Raw genomic sequence first — 19651 nt, forward strand, 5'->3', positions numbered from 1 at the left:
CTTTTAAATGACCTTAACAGTCGATTTTGTTTCAAAAGAACTATCCATTGGCTCAAGCGAGAATAAGTGCATTGCAGCCATTGCTAAATCTGCGTGAGAGTTCTCTTTTGTCCTGGTCGCGGCAAATGTAACCTGGTTACTCTTCGGTGTAACAACTCGCTTAATCATCAAAAACGCATGAACTAAGTCATCCCACGCAGCATCAAACTCAACCCTTGCATCGTTAAAAATTTGCTTGGCCTTATAAACCATGTTCGATTTTGTATTAATGCTGTAGATGATTGGCGTTACACGCGGGAAGAATTTTTCAACTAACTTGCATACAGGACCACCGATTCCTGTCACATCAATCGCAATTTCAGTGACGTTATATTTCTCAGTTAATGCTTTAATCTCATCTGCCTGGTCTTCATAAACAACGCCTTTCAATCTAATTTTTTCAATCAGTCTGAATTTACCTTTTAAAGTCGTCGGTGGTATCGCGACAATAATTGCAGCTTCATCTTGCATACCTGAAGGATCATAACCAATCCAAACAGGTGTATTTCCAACAGGCCGTTTGCTTTCAAGGTCTACGTCTTTCCATTTATCCGTGTCAACCTTGCATGCCATCAACTCTTTCAATGCAAATGCTGCTTTAGAGTCATCTCTAAATTTACACATGAACAGGCTATCGAATACTTCTTTAATCGGGTATCGCATTTCAATTTTCTTCATATTGAAGAAATTTGCGCCGCCGGCAATCGCATCTTTTACAGTGATGATTTGTCTGTAAATTCCATCAATACCCATGGCACCTTTTTTCAATGCCTTATGGCTTATGTCGATATTCTGCTCTTTGGTACCAGACCATTTCGGATAAGCCTCATGAGCAACACTTGATGGTGTCGACAAATAAGTCGTTCTCCATTTCTCATGAATTGACATACCACCGGCAAGATCATCCAACTCAGCAAATTTATTGATCCAAAAAACTTCATCAACATACAAATGACCGTGATACCCTTGCGATGTTCTTGAGTTTGTCGACAAGAAGTACAACGTGGCACCATTTCCAAGCTGATACTCATCTTTTCCTTTCAACTCTATACCACCGAGTTCCATGGCAAAGTCTTTGATGTAATTTTTAAAGATCTCGCTTTGTTTCTTTGATGCTGATATGAAAATCTGGTTATCACCTGTCAATACAGCATCTTCAAAAGCTTCGTACGCGAAATAGTATGTCAAACCGATCTGGCGAGACTTCAAATAGAATCGTACCCAACTTAAAAGAGGGTTGTTTTTTACACGCCAAGCCTGTTTTTGATACTCGAAAAATGTCTTTTCTCGGTACTCATCCAACATTTCTTTAGTAATGCTAGACACATCATTTTTAACTTTGTTAGATGGCCTACCACGATTTGAACCATCCTTAGCTTTGTTATTCTTTTTCTGTGGATCACCAAGGTTATGCTTTAGCAACATATCAAGTTCACGCATTTGTGAATCTGATTTTGGATCCTGCCAAAGCAAGTAAGCAATACGTTGTCTAATTGCTAATTCAGTTGGTGAATCATCTCGTAGTTGCTTCCACTTGAATTTGTTTATCCAAATTTGTACAGTTCTCTGACCTACCTTTATACGGTCAGCTATTTCACGTGTATTCAACTGTTGCAGATATAAAGCCAGTGCTTTTGTCTGTTCCTGTGAATATAAAATCGTTTCTTCGATTGCGTTATCCATGCCTGAATTATGCAACGAAACACCACTTATATATTCTTGTCCGTCTTTTAAGATGCAGATTTAAAAAGTCATTCAGTTTCAATCTCTTATCGCTCGTCAGATACTAAGGCCTAACGAATAAAACACAGTTTTTCGATAAGAGGAAATTTGAAATGTTGAAACTTGGTTGGCTGGTTATTCTCACATCTGGTTTTACTGCTGATAAGCGTGAGATCACTCCAGAAATGATCAAACAAATGGCTGAAGACTATGATCAGAAAAAGTACAACGCCCGCATCAATATCGACCATGCCAAGTTTGCAACAAAATTCGGATCTGTTCTTGAGTTGCAGGCTGTTGAAAATAATGGCGTAACTGAACTTCAGGCAATGTTGGAGCCAAATGCTTATATGTTGTCTGTTATCCAGTCAGGTCAAAAACTTCACACTTCATGTGAAATCCGACCGAACTTTGCCAACACAGGCCGTTATTACCTTACCGGCCTAGCATTAACAGATGAGCCAGCAAGCCTTGGAACATCAATTATCAAACTTTCTTCTAATGATCCAGATTCAAACTTCTACTCAACAGATGAAGTTATTGAAGGATCTTCAAAAGAAGAAAAGAACATCTTCAAAAAACTGTTATCACTTACCAATGAGGAAGAATCAATGAGTAAAGAAACACAAGCATTGCTAACAAAAGTAGCTGAAGAACAGAGCAAGACCACCGAGGCTTTGCTTGAGTTGACAGAAAAATTAACTGCAGGAAAACCAGGTGGAAACCAAGAAGATACTGCACAAAATAACAACCATGGCACAGAAGAAAATGCCACTGAAAAAGGTGACAAAGAGTTTGCAACTAAAGAAGAAATGCAGGAATTGACAACTGCATTGAACACTGCAGTTAAGGCGTTTGCTGAATCTAACAAGACAGTGAATGACCTTATTACGAAACTCTCAGCCCAAACAGATGAGCCTGCACGTCAACCTGCAAATGGTGCATCTGCAGACGAAGAGTCTGGTTGCTTGTAATAACAGTCAACTTTATTTGAACTCATAAAAGGAACAAAGAAATGAATCAAAATACCCGACTTCAGTTTAATGCATTGTCTGCAGCAATGGCTAAACAGTATGGTGTCGAAGATGTAACACAAACATTTGCTGTAACACCATCAAAACACCAGGAAATCATCGCGGCTACTAAGGAAAAGATCGACTTCCTAGACAAGATCAACACGATTACTGTTGACCAACAAAGTGGTACAGCAATTGGTCTTGATGCATCCGGCATGATTATGGGCAGAACTGACACATCTGCTAATCCTCGTGTTCCTCGTGATCCTACTAGTATGTCTGGTACAGACTATAACTGTACACAAACAAACTCGGATACATTCCTTTCTTACGCGAAAATGGATGCCTGGGCACACAAGAAAAACTTCAAATCAATCGTTGCAGAGCAAATCCGTAAATTGATTGCCTTGAACAAAATTCAGATCGGTTGGTACGGTGAGTCTGAAGCCGCAACCACAGATCCGAATACCTATACAAAAGGTGAAGATGTCAAAAAAGGATGGTTGCAGAAGTTGCGTGAGCAATATGCAGAAAACTTCCTTTCTGAAGGCACGACACCTGGTGAGATCCGTATCGGTCTAGGTGTTGATGGTGGTGCAAATGCTACTGACTTCAAAAACCTTGATTTGTTGGTGAATGATGTCAAGCAAATGATTGATACAGAATTTGAAGATGATGAAGATTTAGTAGTCATTATCGGTTCTGAGTTACTTGGTTATGAAAAAGCTAAGTTCTATTCGGATCATGGCAATACGCCATCTGAAAAATCAAAAATCGAAGATATGCAGGTCATTGGAACTTATGGCGGGTTGCCTGCCTATAAAACACCAAAGTTCCCAGGTCGCGGAATTGTAGTTACATCTTTCAGTAACCTATCAATCTACGAACAGAATGGAACAATGCGTCGTCGTGTAAAAGATAACCCTGATTATGACCGTGTTGATACTTTCCAGTCTCAAAACATGGACTACGTAATCGAGAAGCTAGGAAAAATGGCAGCTATTGAGTTCAAAAACGTTAAGTTGTGGAACGAAGCTACATCAGCCTGGTATTAACTTCTACCTCCTCCGTGGGTGTTGGTGTCCAAATTGACCGAACTTTGTTGAAGTCTTTTTGGACGCCATAAGCCCGCTTTTTTAACCTTTAACCTTGGAAAGAGCATGGCGACATATACAGGTGATACAACTGGAAACTACAGTTCTGATTTGCCGGCAACCGCGTTTTTCCCAAGCTTAAAGATTGCTGATTTTCAGCAAATGTTTGCCTTTAAAGACACGTTTTCAGAAGAGGCAATATTGCAACAAATGAAAGTTGATCGTGTTTCGATCCATAAAGAACTGTCATTGCTTGTTTCTACCTATTCAACACTGGAAGCTATGTCACAAACAATATTCAGTGATGACACAACGGCAGCGACACTTTACCAACAAGCTGTTTTTTGCCTAACTGCATCAAATCTTATAGGTAATAGGATGGCAACTGATGCAACGAAAGATGGTGCAGACCGTCAGCAAGCATTGATAGAGCGTAAGGATCACTTGCTTGATATGTTTAGACGGGCTATTGATCAGTTAAAACCAGATAGCACTGGTTACACCATGAAGGTGGTTTGAAATGGACTTTTTGCAAGGACTTACAGATCACCTTATTAAGAATGGTGTGCCGCCTGAAAGATTAGAAAGTTGGGCTGAAGACGGTGAGTTAACCACAACAATGACATTCAAAGAGGATGGATTCGAGAGAACGTACATCGCAAATTTTGAGATGTCATCAGTCCGAATGGATCCAAACGTACTTGATGCTTTGGTGCTGTCATGGTTGCAAATTTATGATCCAGGTAGAGATGGAAAAAAACTCGATAAACCGCAGTTTTTTTGCCAGCCGCTTGATGGTGGAAAGTATGACATAGGGTACAAAATTCAGTTTAAAGAGACCTGCAAATTTGTACCAAGTGAAACAGGGAAGTGGGATATTGGCGGCGTGAAAATGTCCATAGAGACTAATTACAAAGAGCCAGAATCATTTGGTGAATTGCTTGAATTCGACGCGGTAACACAAGACACAGAGTTGACTAACTGATGCAAAACATTTCAACGCCAGAACAAGTACTGCAGTTGCTTAAAAGCGTTGATTTGCCTGCATCAGAACGAAAAAAACTAAATAGAGACCTAGCCAACACAACTAGGCGCTATTTCCACGAACAGATCCGTGAACAGAAAGACATTTATGGTAAGTCATACAAACCACGAAGAAAGCGCAAGTATGAGGCATCAAAAAGCGGGAAAGTACACTCTCGTTTAAGCATGTTCTTGGGGTTCTCAAGAATGATGAAAGCAATGTCTGATGAAAATGGTTTTGAGGTTGGCCTTGCCGGTTTAGCCGGAAAGATTGCAAAGGTTCATAACGATGGTGAAACCGTAACGCTTCCAACAAGAATGCATGGTTGGTTCAACTCAAAAACCAATCAGTGGGAAGGCGGCGTTAAACGAAAAATGCAGGTGAGAATGCCAGAAAGAACATTTATCGGTTGGACGCAAGAACTCGAGAAGCAAATTACAACAAAAATCATCAAAGCTATGGAGATTAAGCCATGACAGGACAAACATTTAAGATCAAGCCAGCAAAAAAAGGTCTTCAGGTCTTGGATCCAAAAACACGCGATCCGCTAGATGAGGCGGGTGAAGAAAAACCACGCGATGAATACTGGCTTCGCCGCCTGAAAGACGGTGACGTTGTTATCATAAAATCAATTAAGAAGGAGACATCTGAATGAGCGGTGTTAGTTTTAATGAAGTTCCGGCGAATACTCGTATTCCTGGTGCCTATATTGAGATTGATAACTCACTGGCAAATAACGCCGAAGATCAACAGGAAGTTTTGATCCTGGGTGATATCGGTACCGGCGGTGATGTAGCAATCAATATTTTAACGCAAACTACCTTGCCAGATGATGCGGCAACACATTTTGGTGCTGATAGCCCAATCTATAAGATGGCTTCTCGATTCTATGATCAAAACAAGGTACTTCCGATGTCTGCTATTGCATTGGATAAGGTAACGCCGGATATTTCCGCAGCATTATCCGCTATCGGTAGTAAGCAGTTTCATCACATTATCTGCCAATACACTGATGACACTACGCTAAACGCGCTTGATGTCTTCTTGAAGGACCGTTTTTCTGCATTACAGCAAATCCCTGGTGAGGCATACGCTGCTAAGAAAGATACGAATGCAAATCTTGTTACCTTTGGAACATCAAAAAACTCGCCATTTGTCACAGTTATGTCTATCAATAGCGTTGCTGATATTAATGGTGATGCAGTTGAAGACTATGAAGTTGCAGCAGCTTATGCCGGACAAGTAAGCAAAAGTGTTTCAATTGACCCTGCAAGGCCAGTTCAAACCCTGCAATTGATGGGGCTTTACTCAAGTGCTTCGACAGAGTGGATCTACAGCGAACGCAACTTGCTTTTGTATTCAGGCATGTCTACATACCGAACCAATAATGCAAAAGAAATTTTTATCGAACGTGCCATCACTATGTATCAGGAAAATGCTGCAGGTGTTGCCGATGATAGTTACTTGGATATTGAGACGGTTTTCACTGCAATGTATGTCCGTGCACGTCAACGCAGTGAAATTTTAAGCAAGTACCCTCGCCATAAACTGGCAAAAGATGGTACTGATTTTGCACCAGGTCAAGCGGTTGTAACACCATCAATTATTAGAGGAACATTGATTGCGCTTTATCTTGAAATGGAATATGCCGCTATCGTTCAGGATTCCGACAACTACAAAGACACCATGTATGTCGAAATCGATCCTAATAACCCGAATCGAATTAACCTGGTAGATGAGCCGATCTTTGTGAATGGCTTCATGATCTACGCCGGCAAGATTCGTTTTCGTAAAAATTAATGAAGGATAAGGGGTAAACCTATGGGAATTATCACAAGTGAAGCACTTATTGATGCCGGTAGCCTTGGTCGTTTACCGGTAAAGCCTGGTGCCAAATACAAGTTTGGAAAAAAAACACGAGGTGCAGTATTCGGTAATGGTGGTGTTCTTGGCCACACTGAAAAAAATGAGAATGTTCCTACCATTACCTGCACTTTGGCAGATTCTGATGCTGTAGACAAGGATGCTCTAGGGGAGTTCTCAAATGAAACCGTCGTTTTACATACAAATAACGGTCAAAGTTTCGTACTAACTGGCGCATGGGTATCAAATGATCTTGAAGTTGATACCAATGAAGGTGACTTGGAAGTCATCTTTATGGGCAAAAAACTGGTTAGACAATAATCTGGAGGTAGTATGAGCATTGCATTAGCACACAAACGCAAAATGAGACAGCTTCAACAAGAAGCTGAACAAAAACAGCCAGAATCACTTGAAACAGGTACTGTTGAAAAACCAGTATTAACACAGGCTGATCTTGCTAAGTCATCGACTGATTTAGATGCAGATTTGACAGCATTACGAGCAATTCCTGATCACAAAGACCGAGATGAACTGAAAAAGCAGTTAATCGAGAAGTACCGTCAGCCTGTCATGGAAATCATGAAAGACTATGGCAGCTTTGCAGGTCAAAAACTCGTATTCTGGTGGATCATGTGGCGCCTTGATGTTGAAGGCTTTGAACCTGTTCAAGCTGATATGTTGGTAGGTGTTGAAAAAGGCCTGACAACTGAAGAACCATTCAGCAGAGACTTTGCTACGTTATATCTTGATAGCGTTCAAGACTTTACTGCAGCAGGCATGAAGTCAGGTGCAGATTTTGATGAATCATATCTGAATGGTGCGATCGCCATGCTTGAATCTGGGAAAGTCATCACAAACGATGCTGTTAAGTCAAAACTTTACGTCTGCCATGGAAGATTGGCATTAGCACGTGATGACAACAAGGTTGCCATTGACAGCTTAGAGAAGGCATTGAAGTACAACGATAAGGCCGGCGTTAAAACTGACCTTAAAAAAGCGAAAGCAAAGGGTTAAGTTGATGGAAAAGAAAACAGAAACAGTTGAACTTGATTTTCCGATCGAGCAAGTAAAAGGGGATGAAAAATCCGCACTTAAAACGGTTGAAATCAAAGAACCAGATTCTGGTAGTTTGCGCGGCCTTCAGCTTTCTATGGTAATGGCACAGGACATGGACACTATGTTTGAACTGGTACCGCGTATTTCAAACTTAACTAAAACAGATATGCATAAACTCAAGGTATCAGATCTTTTGAAGGTGTGTATTACTGTTGTGGGTTTTTTCGTAACGGTTTAGTTCTTTGTCATGACACAGTAGAGGATTATTACGCAGACATCGCCACGGTTTTTCACTGGGATCCATTTTGCTTGGATAGGTTCAAACTTGATGAATTAGCTATGTGGAGAGATAAAGCGGCAGATCGTAATAGTCCATCAAGAAGCAATGAAGCGGATGAAGAGGCGGATGAAGATTAATCCGCCTTTTTTGTATTTACGCCATTGAAATAGTCAGCGATTTTTTTAGTACCCCAAAAAAATAGAATTACGCCAGGGATAACTAGCAATTTTGGAAATACGGCAAAAAATATCATAGCAACGAAGATGATAACGCCAAGAATTAAAGATTTTAACGATCTGAATAAGGAATAAGCCATGGCTAAATTGAACCTTTCTGTCGTAATGGGCATTATTGACCAGGTATCTGGTCCAGTTAAACAAATGTCCGGTGAATATGGTCAGTTTACAACAAAAATTCGAGCTGTTCAAAAAGCAATGAAAAGCAATGCTGACGCTATTTCAAATATTCAGTCTTTGAAAAAAGTGCAACAGCAGTATATGGCAAACAAAGATGCCATTAATGCGGCTCAAGAAAAGATGGCACAACTTGAAAATAGAATTAAGAGTTCAAAGGTACCTAGTGCAGCACTGACAGCACAATACAACAAGCAGCAAGCAAAATTACGCGATCTGCAAGATAATGGAACTGGTTATCTGCAGGTGTTGAAAAAAACAGGGCAGGCCCTAAAAAAAGCAGGTGTAAATACCAAAAACTTAACTGCTGAAGAATCACGTCTAAACAGAGAAAACAATAAGTCAATCTCAGTGTTAAATCGCCTGAAAGGACGGTATAACCTAATTCAAAAGGCTAGAGATAAAATATCTAAGCCATTCTCATTTGGTAACCTAAAAAATCAGGCTCTAGTGTTCGGCGGAATCTTTGGTGGTTGGGCTTTTGGTGTTAATAGCACAGCACAAGAGATGGATAAACTATCAAAGACGGCACAAAACCTGAATATGCCGGTTGAAGAACTGCAAGTATATCGATCTCAGGCAGAGCATGCCGGTATTGCAAATGAAACACTTGATAAATCATTCATTCGTTTCACTAAACGATTAGGTGTTTTACAGACAACTGGCGCCGGTGCGCTTGGATCATTCTTGAAGCAAGGCAAAAGCCCACTGTATCAACAGTTGAAAATGGCTAAAACAACAGATGAAGCCTATCAAAAGATTCTTGAAACGTTCTCTAAGCTTAAAACTAACCAACAGAAAATGGCTTTTGCTGATGCTGCATTCGGTCAGGATGGACGCCGAATGCTTATCATGCTTAAAGAGGGCACTAAAGGCCTTTCAGACGCTAGAAAAGAATACAACGCACTTGGTGGAGGAGTTACAACAAAAGACGCTAAATCAGCAGAGGCCTATGACGATGCCATGCAAAAAATTGCAGAGGTATGGAAGTCAATCAAGTATGCTGCAGTCGCACCGGTACTTAGACAAGTGACAACACTGCTTAATCAGTTTTTGACACAGTTCAAAAATGCAGACTGGAGACAAAATACCATTGAGAGAGTGAAAATCGTACTCATGCAGATTTTTACCGTATTGACATCAGTTGGTGGAGCCTTTGTATTCCTTAACAACCACTTACCTGAAGTTATCCTTGGAATAACCATGCTGAAAATAGGAATGATTGCTCTGAATGCTGCCATGGCATCTAATCCGATCGGTTTAGTTGTTGCGGCTATTGCGACATTGGTTACCGGTTTGATTTATGCCTATCACAAGTCAGAAAAATTCCGAAACATCATCAATGGTGTTTGGTCAGTTTTGACTAATATTGGAAAAGGTATGATCGGGTTTACAGGACGATTAGTTGGTGGTTTTTTAACTATTGGAAGCGTTATCATCTCAAGCGTTATCAAGCCAGTTAAATGGTTGTTTGGATTACTGTCTAAAATTCCTAAATCAATGCTGCCGGATAGTATTGCCGGAGGTATCTCTGGCACAAATAAATTCCTATCAGACCTTGATAAGAAAATGGCCGGCTATAAAAAGCATGGGATCCAGTTGGCACTAAATGGACCATCATCAGAAAATGCCAAACCTCTGGCAAAAGTACAACCGCTTAATCCAGGTTCAGGCACAACGCTTGCAAATAACAATGTATCAATTAATGGCCAGAATGATACAGCAACAAAATCACAGTCCACAGTACACTTGAAAATTGACTCTGATAAGCCGGTGAAAATTGCTCGAGTTGAGACTGATAGAAAGACAGATTTGATGGTCGATACTGGTGGGCTTTTAAGCCATGGTTTTTAGTGCAAAAAATTTCCCACAAGAATTGCTTGAAACCGCATATAAAAAGGGGGTAAACAGGCCAAACTTGTGGGAAAAGTAATTGTAAGTAATTGATTTTAAAGTATTGTTTTATCGGCTACGAACCGAGCGGTTAGGGGTTCGACTCCCTTCGGGCGCGCCATTTACATTATTTATCAGGTTGTTATTTAAAGACTTTTTTTGTTTTTATTTTTTTTGATACCGTAAAAAATACCGTATTTTGTTTTAAGGGCTGATGATTTAATATTGCTAGTTTTGAGTTTTTTTCAATAATTCATTCATTTCAGTAAGATTAACTTTAGGTGATCTTTCTTTGAGCGATTCTGCAATTGTATAGATATCTTGGTCTTGGTGTCGGATGATTCGTCCATAGCGTTTAAGTTTCTTTGTATCGATTTTTGTTTCCGCATACGCTGGAAAGTTCTTTGAAAAATCAAGAAACTGAATTATAAGCTCGTCGGTCATAGTTATAGCACTTTCATTTACCTCAATTAGCTTGGCTACAATGGTTTGGTTTGTATCTTCGATGGCGCTTTTTAGGGTGATTTCAGCAAATGCATTGTTATCGTGCTTTGCCATCAATAGATTTCCAAACTCTTCGTATAACTCATCTCTTTTTTTCCAAACTTCGAGAGCTAGATTGTAGTTGGCTGTCATTGATTGTATTTTAGCAATGCGAGACCATTTATTGTTTTGCTGTTCCTGTTCCTCAATTGAAGAGGGAATTATGAAAGATAGTTCATGTATATCATTTTCGAAATATTTATATATATTTATAGCTTGTTTAATGCAAGCTATCCTTTGAATAGGGTCGTCCTTCAGTTTTCCTATGTAGTTAGCCTTGATGGCTATTAAAGCGGAGAGGGCATCAGAAATATTAAGCATCCACTTGTTTGCAATATTTAGCTTGTCTTTTTCTATTTGAAGGTATTCTTGATGTTTTAGAGTGCCATACGCAATACCCGCGCCCAGCATAGATGAGAAAAAAGCACTAGCTATTGGAAAAAAATAGTCTTTAGTGAAACTGCTTTCTGGCTTCAGACTAGTAATGGCATCAATCAATTGCTGTGTTTCTTGTATCATTATCCACGAGCTCCCATTTATTCTGTTGGACGATTTTTAGGTAATATAAAGTTTAAGAATTTTTTAGTCTAAATTTTTGCTTTTCCAACCTTTTGAGGATGTCTTATTTTTCTTTGTTCATTTATTGGGAATTGTTCTTTTTATCGTGTCGCAAAATGCTTGCGTATGTTGTTCTGAAAACTCTTTTTATGGTCGCAAGAAACTTTTAAAGTTGTTGTGGGTGGGAATAAAGATTAGCTTTTTAGGGAGTTCGAGCCTTTGTGTTGGCTATCTTAAGTGTATTAGTTGATGCTATTTTTTATAACCACTCATTTATTCTTTATTATGTCAAACTGTTTGTTCATGGTGACTTCTTGTCTTAGTTTGTCGAAGTTCCAAAAAGAAAAGTCCGTATGAACTTTAAATCCATCTAAATCCTCATCCCAAGTGATGTCATAATTTTGTGATGTGTTTGCAAATGTTGTTGAATAAAACAAGCCTGCACCACTGCTCAAGCACCTGAGAATTTTTTGCTCCCCTGATGAAAATTTTTGCGTAGTAACAATAAGGGAATTCGGTCGACATTTCTGCTCAAAAACAGCTGTCGCAATTAATTTGTAGTTGTCATCCAAAGTTGCAAAAACTACTAACTTTTGGTTCAGGTAGACTTTCCGCAAAGTGCTCTTCCCGTTCTTCGTCTGAATCTGCACCCCATCCAATTTTTTATGCCACTTCCAAGGAGCTTTTGCGTGAAATTCTAATTCAGCGGCTTCACGTTTACTCTCTTGATACTTGTTATATCCAATTATGAAAGCAATAAAAGTCATAGTGAATAAGGCAATAAACAAGATTATTTTAAAAACTTTTTTTAGCCACATGATATTGCTTCGTCCTTAAAAACAGATAGTGGGTTCATATTGTGTGCAACCTTCTCTTCTTATTTTTCTTTTAATTAGTGTCGCAACATTGCTTGTGCTTATTGTGGTTTGTCCTCTTTTTTTCGCAAGAAGCTAGAGCAAGAATTAATAACATAAGTTCGAATTAGATACTTCCCATTGCCTTCCATTTTGATCATAACCATTAACGCCAACTGGCGTGAGAAACGGGAAATCCATTTTTATAACACTAGCCTCATTAGGTTTCCAAAAAATTACTATGTACTTGTATAAAGAGTTGTACTTGAAAGAGCTTGTTTTGAGATTTAATTCAGAACCATCTATGAATGTTGCGTTAACACTATAGCCGTGTGACCAGCCGTCTTGAGTGTGGTATTTAGCACAAATGTGAACATTCTCGGATGCAAAAAGATTTGAGGAGTAAGAGATAGAAAAGCCTAACAATATCAAAATGATTTTTTTCATGTTTTAGCCAATGGAAAATATACTTGTTATTACTTTAACTTATTGGTTTTAGTTTAGCAGTAAAACCTTGTCTAGTAGATTAGTGTTACACATTACTTTCAACTTCTACCAAGTTGTATCTAAAACACGGTCAAACAATTCATCCATTGTTTCATTTGGCATTTGGATGAAGTCAAAGCCGCCACTTTCATTTCTAACCATATATTCTTTATTAGATAAGGAAGCGTTATTAGCTAGTACCTCATTAGCTATTAGCAAGTAATTAGTAGATGAAATGTTGTTACTAACTGAACTGGTCTAATGGAAACGGACACTTCAATGAGAGACAATAGATGTTGTCGAATCTAGGAGTGGTTATGAATCAGAAGCGAGTTTATAAAACTTACACCAAAGAATTTAAACAAGAAGCGGTCGCGCTTGTCACTGAACAAGGTTATAGCGTTGCTGAAGCGGCGCAAGCGCTAGGCGTTAATCCAAACTTGCTTTACAAGTGGAAAGACAAGCTTGAAGCGCAAACCAATGGTGCGGCCTTAAGCGATAATGAGCGTGAAGAACTCAAAAAGCTGCGAGCTGAAAACAAGCGGCTTCGAATGGAAAAAGACATTTTAAAAAAGGCCTCAGCCTTCTTCGCCCGAGAAATGCACTAGGATTTGAGTTTATCCATACGTTGGCGCAAGAAGGCTACTCGGTTAAATTAAGCTGTAAGGTGATGAGTTTTAGCCGCTCCGGCTATTACGATTGGATCAAGCGTCCCAAGGCTATTATTACCGAAGAACAACTGCGACTGTATCGGCGAGCTAAAGCCCTTTTTATAGCCAGTCGAAACAGTCTCGGTTCACGAGAACTGATGAAGCGATTACGTAAAGAAGGCTTTAAGGTTGGGCGCCACAAAGTCATCAAGTTAATGGAAATCTTAAACCTAAAGGTTGAACAGCGTGTTGCATTCAAAGTCACCACAAAACGGGACCCAAGCCACGCTGTGGCAGATAACCTTGTGAACATGGACTTTAACCCCACAGGCATGAATCAAGTGTGGGCCGGTGATATCACCTATTTAAAAACCGCACAGGGTTGGCTATACCTGAGCGTGGTGATGGACTTGTACTCACGCCGGATTATCGGTTGGTCAATCAGCCCGCGCATGACCACCGAACTCGTGCTTGAGTCGCTCAAGCAAGCCTACTGGCTTAGAAAGCCGCCCAAAGGGGTGATCTTCCATAGTGATCGTGGATCACAATACACCAGTGACGCATTTAGAGCGCAGCTGAAACAATTCAAAATCCGAGCCTCAATGGGCGATGTTGGCGCGTGTTGGGATAATGCCGTGGTTGAAAGGTTCTTTGGCAGTTTAAAGCATGACTGGCTGCTCAAAGTACATCAACCTAACCATGAGCATATGATTGACGATGTGAAAGCGTATATGCGTTATTACAACTTAGAAAGGCTTCATACAAGCAATGGTGACATGAGTCCTATTGAATATGAAAATTATAAACGTGATGTGTCCGAAATTGCTTGACCAGTACAAACCAAGTTTTTATGCGGGTTTGAGGTCTGTTTCTCTTTCCAGCTTCTTTCCTGATGTTTTCCAGCTTCTTTCCTGATGTTTTCCAGTTTCTTTCCAGGTTGTGAGTTATATGCACCTCGTTTTCTGTTTATAAGTACACCTCTTTTTGAGTAAGCATCATCATAAACTGGTGAGCATGGGTTAAACTCTTTGACACAATAAAAGCTGTCATGATTCTTTGCTCTGAATTGTATTTTAGCCTTGCAGTTAAGTTCTGGCTGAATATCTACGAAATGTTGAATTAACTGTTCAGACTTCGAGAACCGGTCATTATTTACCATTCCAAAGCAGAGACGATAGGTGCAAGCAAATTTTGATTTTGTGCGTTCTGTTTTGTAATTCTTTTTGTTTTTGGAAAGCGTAAAGTTATTAAAAAATAATTCGACTTCTTCATTAGATGTTTTTCCATAAAGTTTGAGGACTAGAGCAGGCTTTCCCTCATAATTGGTTTTGTACCAATCAAAAGGGATGTAGATGCCTGATATGATCTCATTAAGAATTTGAGGACGAGGGGTGCTATTTCTGGTCTCTATATCAGAAAATGCTTCTGGATTGTTCCAGTTGTCCATCAATTCAATGTTCACTAATTTGTGATGCTTATGTGGCTATTTTTTAAGCCAAGCCTTGGTTTCGGTCAATTATTTTCTGATCTATCCACTCTTTGATTTCACTTTCAATCCAGGCGACTGATTTTTCTGAAAGTTTGACGGGTTTAGGGAATTTTCCATCCTTGGAAAGAGCGTAAACGTATGAACGGCTAAGGCCTGTTTCAGCCATGACCTGTTTAAGTCTTAATAATTTTTGCATGATATGACTCCATAGAAATTTTATAAATCAAATATAGTTTTATCTGTGCTACGGAGTCGATTTTATGGATTGAGATATTGAAATGTTAGGGGGGTAAAAATCTTTTTTAAGCCCCTTGTTAATTGTGCGTATTCCTGTATTTTCTATTCTCCCGTAGGAGGGTTTCAAAATCTGGTCTCTTTTGGTCTTTATAGATGTATGGGGTGTCTAAAGTATATGCAACTGCCTTTTCATAGCTTCCTAAGTGTTCATGTAGGTAGCAGATAAAGTTTTGGATATAGGTTTGTTGCGGCTTGCCTCTGCCTTTGTGAAAGCGTTTTTTTATCAGTTCTTCCTCAAAGTTTATTGCTCTTTCGTGAAGTATCTCAAATAGCATTTTTTTTGCATTAGGATGAATGTCGGAATCATCTATTGCTAGGGCTAGAGATTCCGTTATTTCGATTCCCAGTCTCAGACGGTGGTGTTCAGGATTGCCTAGAAAATCTTCATCAGTCATTTCCTTTACTTGTGTAACCATGCAAGTAATGTATTGTCGATAATGCTTAAAATGGTTTGTTTCCCATTTTCTAGAGTCACCATAATGACTTTCAAGCATGGTTATCAAAGATGATTCCAATCGTTCAATAAGATTTTTTTGTAGATTTTCTTTCATTGTGATTAAACACTGTGTTTAAGCGGAATAATATTAGACTCGCTTTTTAGTGCGCCCAGATAATCTGCCCATGCTTGCATCATTTTCATTCGTTCTGGCATAAGCTCAGCTTTGTTATAGGTTGCCCTGATTCGATCCTGAGAGGCGTGTGCTAGCTGTAATTCGATGGCGTCCGCACTAAACCCCATTTCGTTTAAAAATGTGCTGGTTGTGTGTCTAAAGCCGTGTGATGTCATAATGCCTCTGCCAATAGGTTTTCCTGTATTTGGGTTTGTTATGCGAATAACGGCCTGATTTAGTGTGTTTTCGCTCATTGGTTTGCCCGTTCTTTGGCCGCAAGCTGAGAGAAAAACGAACTCATTGTTTGAAGTAAGTTGCTTCATGTCTTTAAGAATGGTTAATGCCTGTTCAGATAGTGGTACTTTATGTGGTCTGTCCATTTTCATTTCATCGGCTGGAATGGTGATTAGCTTCTCTTTAAAGTCGATATACTCCCAACGCAAAAAACGAATGTTGTACGGTCTTAGCATTGATAATGAGGCAAACTGTAAAGCCTTTTTTACGGAATAGTCGCCGCTATACATATCAAGGCCTTTGAGAAAGTTGGCAAAATCTTTCGGGTCTGTAATATGGGCAAAGTTTTGAGACTTTTTCGGTTTTGGTAATAGATCGGCAATGGTGGCAGCTGGGTTGTTACTTATTAACTGTAAACTAAGTAAATAATTAAAGGTTTGTCGGCAATAGGTTGCAAGGTCTTTAGCTGTTTCTCGCTTATTGGCATCTGCAATAGGTTTGAGTAGGTTCAATAAATCGACGGCTGTTATTTCTGTGACAGGTTTTTGATCTAAGTGGGTGAATAAATGGCGTTCCATTTTTGCCAATTTCTTTTTTGCAGTAGTAGGGCGTAATTCCTGGGTGTTAAGCATTTCTAATGCGTAAAAGCTGAAGGGCTTAATTTTTAAATCTCTTTGTTGTTCTGCTTCTCTTGGGTCGATTTTTTTGGCAATTAAGGCTCGTGCATTGTCATGTTTTTCTCTGGCATAAGCTAGAGATATCTCGGGATAAGTGCCAAAAGTTAATGTAAAGCGCTTTCCTTTTAAGCTTGTATCAAAGCGAAAAGATTTACTGCCTGCCTTTGTGACATAAACATAAAGACCACCCCCATCAGTTACTTTATAAGCTTTGTCTTTCGGCTTTAGGTTTTTTACTTTGGCATCTGTTAATGCTCGTTTCATCTGTGCCGTCCTATGTTGTTAGATACCGTAAAAGATACCGTAAAATTTACGGTATTTCAATGGGCTTCATGGGACTTTGTGAGACAGTGTTTTATTGTAACATTATGAAAAATAATACTTATTTTTACAGGCTGGACTGTTGTTTGACATTCTTCGGGCGCGCCATTTATCTTAGTTTTATAATCAGTCACTTAGGGTAATTATTTATTCCATTGTTGTCTCTCAAATAAACCCTTTTCCCTATAAATTTCATTGTATTTGCTTCTGTCAAAGTTGTGCTAATATGGTTTTTCAGAAACTAAGCCACCTCAAAAGGAGTTAGGCGTGGATTTTAGCTCTTCAGATTGTTATAGGTTTAAGACATTCATCGAAAACATGAACGATGCCATTGTTGTTGAGAACGAGAATGGTGAGATATCCCTAGCGAACCAAGCCTTTTGTGATTTGTTCAATATCACAGCATCACCCGAAGAGATTATTGGCGTTGATTGTGCGTATTCGGCACAGCAATCAAAGCATCTATTTAAAGACCCCGAACTCTTTATTGAAAGAAAAAACGAAATATTGAGGAATAAAGAACCTGTCCGTCATGAATTGGTTGAAATGGTGGGGGACAAGTTTCTGGAAAGGGATTTTATTCCAATTTTTGAAGACGGTAAGTATGTGGGGTTGGTTTGGGTTTTTAAAGACCTGACAGCGCATTACATCATGGAGTCACAACTCATGATGTTGACGGACAAAATACGAAAGCAAAGCCTGACAGACGCGTTAACGGGCATTGGTAATAGAAGGTACTTGGATAATGAACTACCTAAATACCATGATTATGCCAGACGTCACGACACTCCCTTGTGTATAGCGATTATTGACATAGATTACTTTAAGTCCATCAATGATGAGTATGGTCACGAAATAGGAGATCAGGCGCTTGTCCATGTGGCAAACTACTTAAAGACGTCTATTCGTTCATCTGACTTGATTGGCCGAATGGGAGGTGAGGAGTTCATGGTGATGATGCCGGAAACTTCCCTGGAAGACGCTGAGAAATGGGTAATGGATTTGCATGCATTGTACCGTTCGCCTTCTACGCTTAATAAAAGAATGACGTTTAGTGTTGGTATGTCGTGTGCCTTAGCGGATCAAGACTATAAGGTGACATTGAATCGAGCAGATCAGGCGTTGTATCAAGCAAAAAGAGAAGGTCGAAACAGGGTTGTTGTTTCAGAGGCTTAGGCATTAAATGGAAATAAAAAAGGTCAGCATTGCTGACCTTTTTTGTTTTAGTGTTGCTTATTTCACTAGCGCTTTGCACCAGTCTTCCATAAAGTCGGTAGCGACTTGCATGGGTGGTTCCATAAAGCTGACCATAAACGAATCGCCTAGATCAACCACAGCAATAGAGCGCGGACGTACTGCCAAAACTTCGGGGTTAGGGATTTTCATGCCGAAGCAGAAGATAATGTTTTTGGCGTCTTTGATGTCTCCACGGATGTCACCTTCAATGCTTTGTGTGTGGCTGTAGTGGTCGAAAATGGCGATCAGCATCGCTTTTGGGTTGGCTTCGATTTCTGACCGCAGTTGTGCAATGATGTCGTCTACAGTAGCGAATTTCGATTCGGACTTGTTAAACTGAATCTTGTAGATTGGAAACTTTTCCTGGAAGAACTGCTGTTGCATGCTAGCCTCCTAATTGTTCGGGCTATGAAATAGGTTTAAATGAAGAATTGATAATAATTATAAATATAATTTATATCTAATAAATCTTATTAATGGAATCTCTAAAACAAAACTAATTGATGTTAATTTAAGTAAGTTTATGCGCATTTTTATCGGTATTGAAGTTTGTGATGGTGAATTGAAAGATGCTATGTTGTCTTGGCAGCATAATGCGGATCCTTTTTTAGGGGAAAGATGGCGCATGACAAAACCATACAACTTTCATCTAACGCTGCGATTTCTGGGGCAGGTTGAGGCTGCTCAGGTTGAGAGCATAATTGAAAATCTACCAGGTTGGGTATCTGACTGCAAAGCTCTGAGTGTGGGGAGTAAGAAGTTAAATCTTTTACCTAGTGATGATAAGGTGAGGGTGGTGACATTGGCGTTTGAAAACTCTCAGGCATTGCAAGACATGGCGGATAGAGTCAATGCTGGACTGATGAGGTTAGGGTTTGATGCGCCAGATTTACCCTTTTTACCGCATATCACGCTTGCTCGTCATAAGGGCAAGCCTTTGAAAGGGTTTGATATAACAGGGGTAGAGTGGCATCAAAATAACGAGGTTCATTTGGTAGTTGATTCAGTCTCGGTGTTTAGTAGTGAGTCGTCATCAAGTGGTGTTGTTTATCGTCCGTTGTTTAGTATCAATATTTAGTGTTTTTACTAATTATATTTCGAAATTATTTCCTTGTTTTTCATCTGGTTACTTGTATTTTTTCATATAAAATGACGCTTATTTTTCTTTTTATGGGCGTAAAAATATCGCTTCATTCATGAACCAATTTGGTTCATTCCTGTTTTATTTGCAACACCTACTTTCTCATAAAAAATATTAAGTCCTTGATTAATTTCTATAAATAGTATTTGGAATG

The 19651-nt window shown here is 39.4% G+C and carries 23 protein-coding genes; 15 read left to right on the forward strand and 8 right to left on the reverse strand.

What is annotated here, in order from left to right; all coding sequences use genetic code 11:
* Positions 1-3: 3 nt before the first annotated feature.
* A complete protein-coding gene (locus tag HVMH_RS04595; RefSeq protein WP_197942632.1) occupies positions 4-1737 on the reverse strand; it encodes a terminase large subunit domain-containing protein in 1734 nt (577 codons plus the stop codon).
* A 137-nt stretch (positions 1738-1874) separates the two neighbouring features.
* Here HVMH_RS04595 and HVMH_RS04600 point away from each other — a divergent pair, with 137 nt between their 5' ends.
* The 12 genes from HVMH_RS04600 (at position 1875) to HVMH_RS04655 (ending at position 10361) form a co-directional block, all read left to right on the forward strand.
* On the forward strand, positions 1875-2735 hold the full coding sequence (locus HVMH_RS04600; protein ID WP_051622920.1) for a GPO family capsid scaffolding protein: 861 nt from the start codon (positions 1875-1877) through the stop codon (positions 2733-2735).
* 41 nt (positions 2736-2776) lie between these two features.
* A complete protein-coding gene (locus HVMH_RS04605) occupies positions 2777-3832 on the forward strand; it encodes a phage major capsid protein, P2 family (protein ID WP_029908380.1) in 1056 nt (351 codons plus the stop codon).
* A 105-nt stretch (positions 3833-3937) separates the two neighbouring features.
* A complete protein-coding gene (locus HVMH_RS04610) occupies positions 3938-4390 on the forward strand; it encodes a head completion/stabilization protein (protein ID WP_051622921.1) in 453 nt (150 codons plus the stop codon).
* Between the two features lies 1 nt (position 4391).
* A complete protein-coding gene (locus HVMH_RS04615) occupies positions 4392-4856 on the forward strand; it encodes a phage tail protein (protein ID WP_051622922.1) in 465 nt (154 codons plus the stop codon).
* Positions 4856-5371, forward strand: coding sequence for a phage virion morphogenesis protein (locus HVMH_RS04620; RefSeq protein WP_051622923.1), 516 nt, complete (start codon positions 4856-4858; stop codon positions 5369-5371). The genes HVMH_RS04615 and HVMH_RS04620 overlap by 1 nt, the downstream gene beginning before the upstream one ends.
* Entirely contained in the window at positions 5368-5550 is a 183-nt protein-coding gene (locus tag HVMH_RS04625) for a DUF2635 domain-containing protein (protein WP_029908387.1), read from the forward strand. The genes HVMH_RS04620 and HVMH_RS04625 overlap by 4 nt, the downstream gene beginning before the upstream one ends.
* A complete protein-coding gene (locus tag HVMH_RS04630) occupies positions 5547-6695 on the forward strand; it encodes a phage tail sheath subtilisin-like domain-containing protein (RefSeq protein ID WP_029908388.1) in 1149 nt (382 codons plus the stop codon). The genes HVMH_RS04625 and HVMH_RS04630 overlap by 4 nt, the downstream gene beginning before the upstream one ends.
* Positions 6696-6716: 21 nt before the next feature.
* Positions 6717-7079: a phage tail tube protein gene (locus HVMH_RS04635; RefSeq protein ID WP_029908390.1), complete on the forward strand. Its 363-nt coding sequence runs from the start codon at positions 6717-6719 to the stop codon at positions 7077-7079.
* A 12-nt stretch (positions 7080-7091) separates the two neighbouring features.
* Positions 7092-7772, forward strand: a complete 681-nt coding sequence (gene gpM, locus HVMH_RS04640) for a phage terminase small subunit (RefSeq protein ID WP_029908392.1) — start codon at positions 7092-7094, stop codon at positions 7770-7772.
* A 4-nt stretch (positions 7773-7776) separates the two neighbouring features.
* The gene (locus HVMH_RS04645) at positions 7777-8052 is read left to right on the forward strand and encodes a phage tail assembly protein (RefSeq protein WP_029908394.1); all 276 of its coding nucleotides are present in this window, start codon (positions 7777-7779) and stop codon (positions 8050-8052) included.
* Positions 8016-8231: a GpE family phage tail protein gene (locus HVMH_RS11860; RefSeq protein WP_155837630.1), complete on the forward strand. Its 216-nt coding sequence runs from the start codon at positions 8016-8018 to the stop codon at positions 8229-8231. The genes HVMH_RS04645 and HVMH_RS11860 overlap by 37 nt, the downstream gene beginning before the upstream one ends.
* Before the next feature lie 177 nt (positions 8232-8408).
* On the forward strand, positions 8409-10361 hold the full coding sequence (locus tag HVMH_RS04655; protein ID WP_029908398.1) for a hypothetical protein: 1953 nt from the start codon (positions 8409-8411) through the stop codon (positions 10359-10361).
* Between the two features lie 267 nt (positions 10362-10628).
* On the opposite strand, the gene HVMH_RS04660 is transcribed toward HVMH_RS04655, so the two are convergent.
* Together HVMH_RS04660 and HVMH_RS04665 are read right to left on the reverse strand one after the other, a co-directional pair.
* The gene (locus tag HVMH_RS04660) at positions 10629-11462 is read right to left on the reverse strand and encodes a hypothetical protein (protein WP_051622924.1); all 834 of its coding nucleotides are present in this window, start codon (positions 11460-11462) and stop codon (positions 10629-10631) included.
* Positions 11463-11770: 308 nt separating this feature from the next.
* Complete coding sequence (locus HVMH_RS04665) at positions 11771-12319, reverse strand: hypothetical protein (protein ID WP_029908402.1); 549 nt, start codon at positions 12317-12319, stop codon at positions 11771-11773.
* An 839-nt stretch (positions 12320-13158) separates the two neighbouring features.
* Between HVMH_RS04665 and HVMH_RS04670 the strand changes: the two genes are divergently transcribed.
* A protein-coding gene (locus tag HVMH_RS04670; RefSeq protein WP_155988733.1) for an IS3 family transposase occupies positions 13159-14321 on the forward strand; the annotation gives its coding sequence in 2 pieces (ribosomal slippage) (positions 13159-13423 and positions 13423-14321; 1164 coding nt in all).
* Here HVMH_RS04670 and HVMH_RS04675 read toward each other — a convergent pair.
* The 4 genes from HVMH_RS04675 to HVMH_RS04690 form a co-directional block, all read right to left on the reverse strand.
* Positions 14291-14941, reverse strand: a complete 651-nt coding sequence (locus tag HVMH_RS04675) for a hypothetical protein (protein ID WP_174403345.1) — start codon at positions 14939-14941, stop codon at positions 14291-14293. The two genes, HVMH_RS04670 and HVMH_RS04675, sit on opposite strands and share 31 nt — an antisense overlap.
* A gap of 40 nt (positions 14942-14981) precedes the next feature.
* Complete coding sequence (locus HVMH_RS04680) at positions 14982-15176, reverse strand: helix-turn-helix transcriptional regulator (RefSeq protein ID WP_029908406.1); 195 nt, start codon at positions 15174-15176, stop codon at positions 14982-14984.
* Between the two features lie 118 nt (positions 15177-15294).
* Positions 15295-15828 (reverse strand): hypothetical protein, encoded by a 534-nt coding sequence (locus HVMH_RS04685; protein ID WP_029908408.1) that lies wholly within the window; start codon positions 15826-15828, stop codon positions 15295-15297.
* 5 nt (positions 15829-15833) lie between these two features.
* Complete coding sequence (locus tag HVMH_RS04690) at positions 15834-17063, reverse strand: tyrosine-type recombinase/integrase (RefSeq protein ID WP_029908410.1); 1230 nt, start codon at positions 17061-17063, stop codon at positions 15834-15836.
* Between the two features lie 324 nt (positions 17064-17387).
* Here HVMH_RS04690 and HVMH_RS04695 point away from each other — a divergent pair, with 324 nt between their 5' ends.
* Positions 17388-18296 carry a sensor domain-containing diguanylate cyclase gene (locus HVMH_RS04695; protein WP_051622925.1) on the forward strand — a complete coding sequence of 303 codons (909 nt, stop codon included), beginning with the start codon at positions 17388-17390 and terminating at the stop codon, positions 18294-18296.
* Positions 18297-18353: 57 nt separating this feature from the next.
* Here the strand turns inward: HVMH_RS04695 and HVMH_RS04700 are convergent, their stop codons facing one another.
* Positions 18354-18740, reverse strand: a complete 387-nt coding sequence (locus tag HVMH_RS04700; RefSeq protein WP_029908413.1) for a DUF6858 family protein — start codon at positions 18738-18740, stop codon at positions 18354-18356.
* A gap of 139 nt (positions 18741-18879) precedes the next feature.
* Between HVMH_RS04700 and thpR the strand changes: the two genes are divergently transcribed.
* Positions 18880-19434 carry an RNA 2',3'-cyclic phosphodiesterase gene (gene thpR / locus HVMH_RS04705; RefSeq protein ID WP_029908415.1) on the forward strand — a complete coding sequence of 185 codons (555 nt, stop codon included), beginning with the start codon at positions 18880-18882 and terminating at the stop codon, positions 19432-19434.
* Positions 19435-19651: the final 217 nt, after the last annotated feature.

This window comes from Hydrogenovibrio marinus (genome assembly GCF_013340845.1).
Taxonomy (GTDB): domain Bacteria; phylum Pseudomonadota; class Gammaproteobacteria; order Thiomicrospirales; family Thiomicrospiraceae; genus Hydrogenovibrio; species Hydrogenovibrio marinus.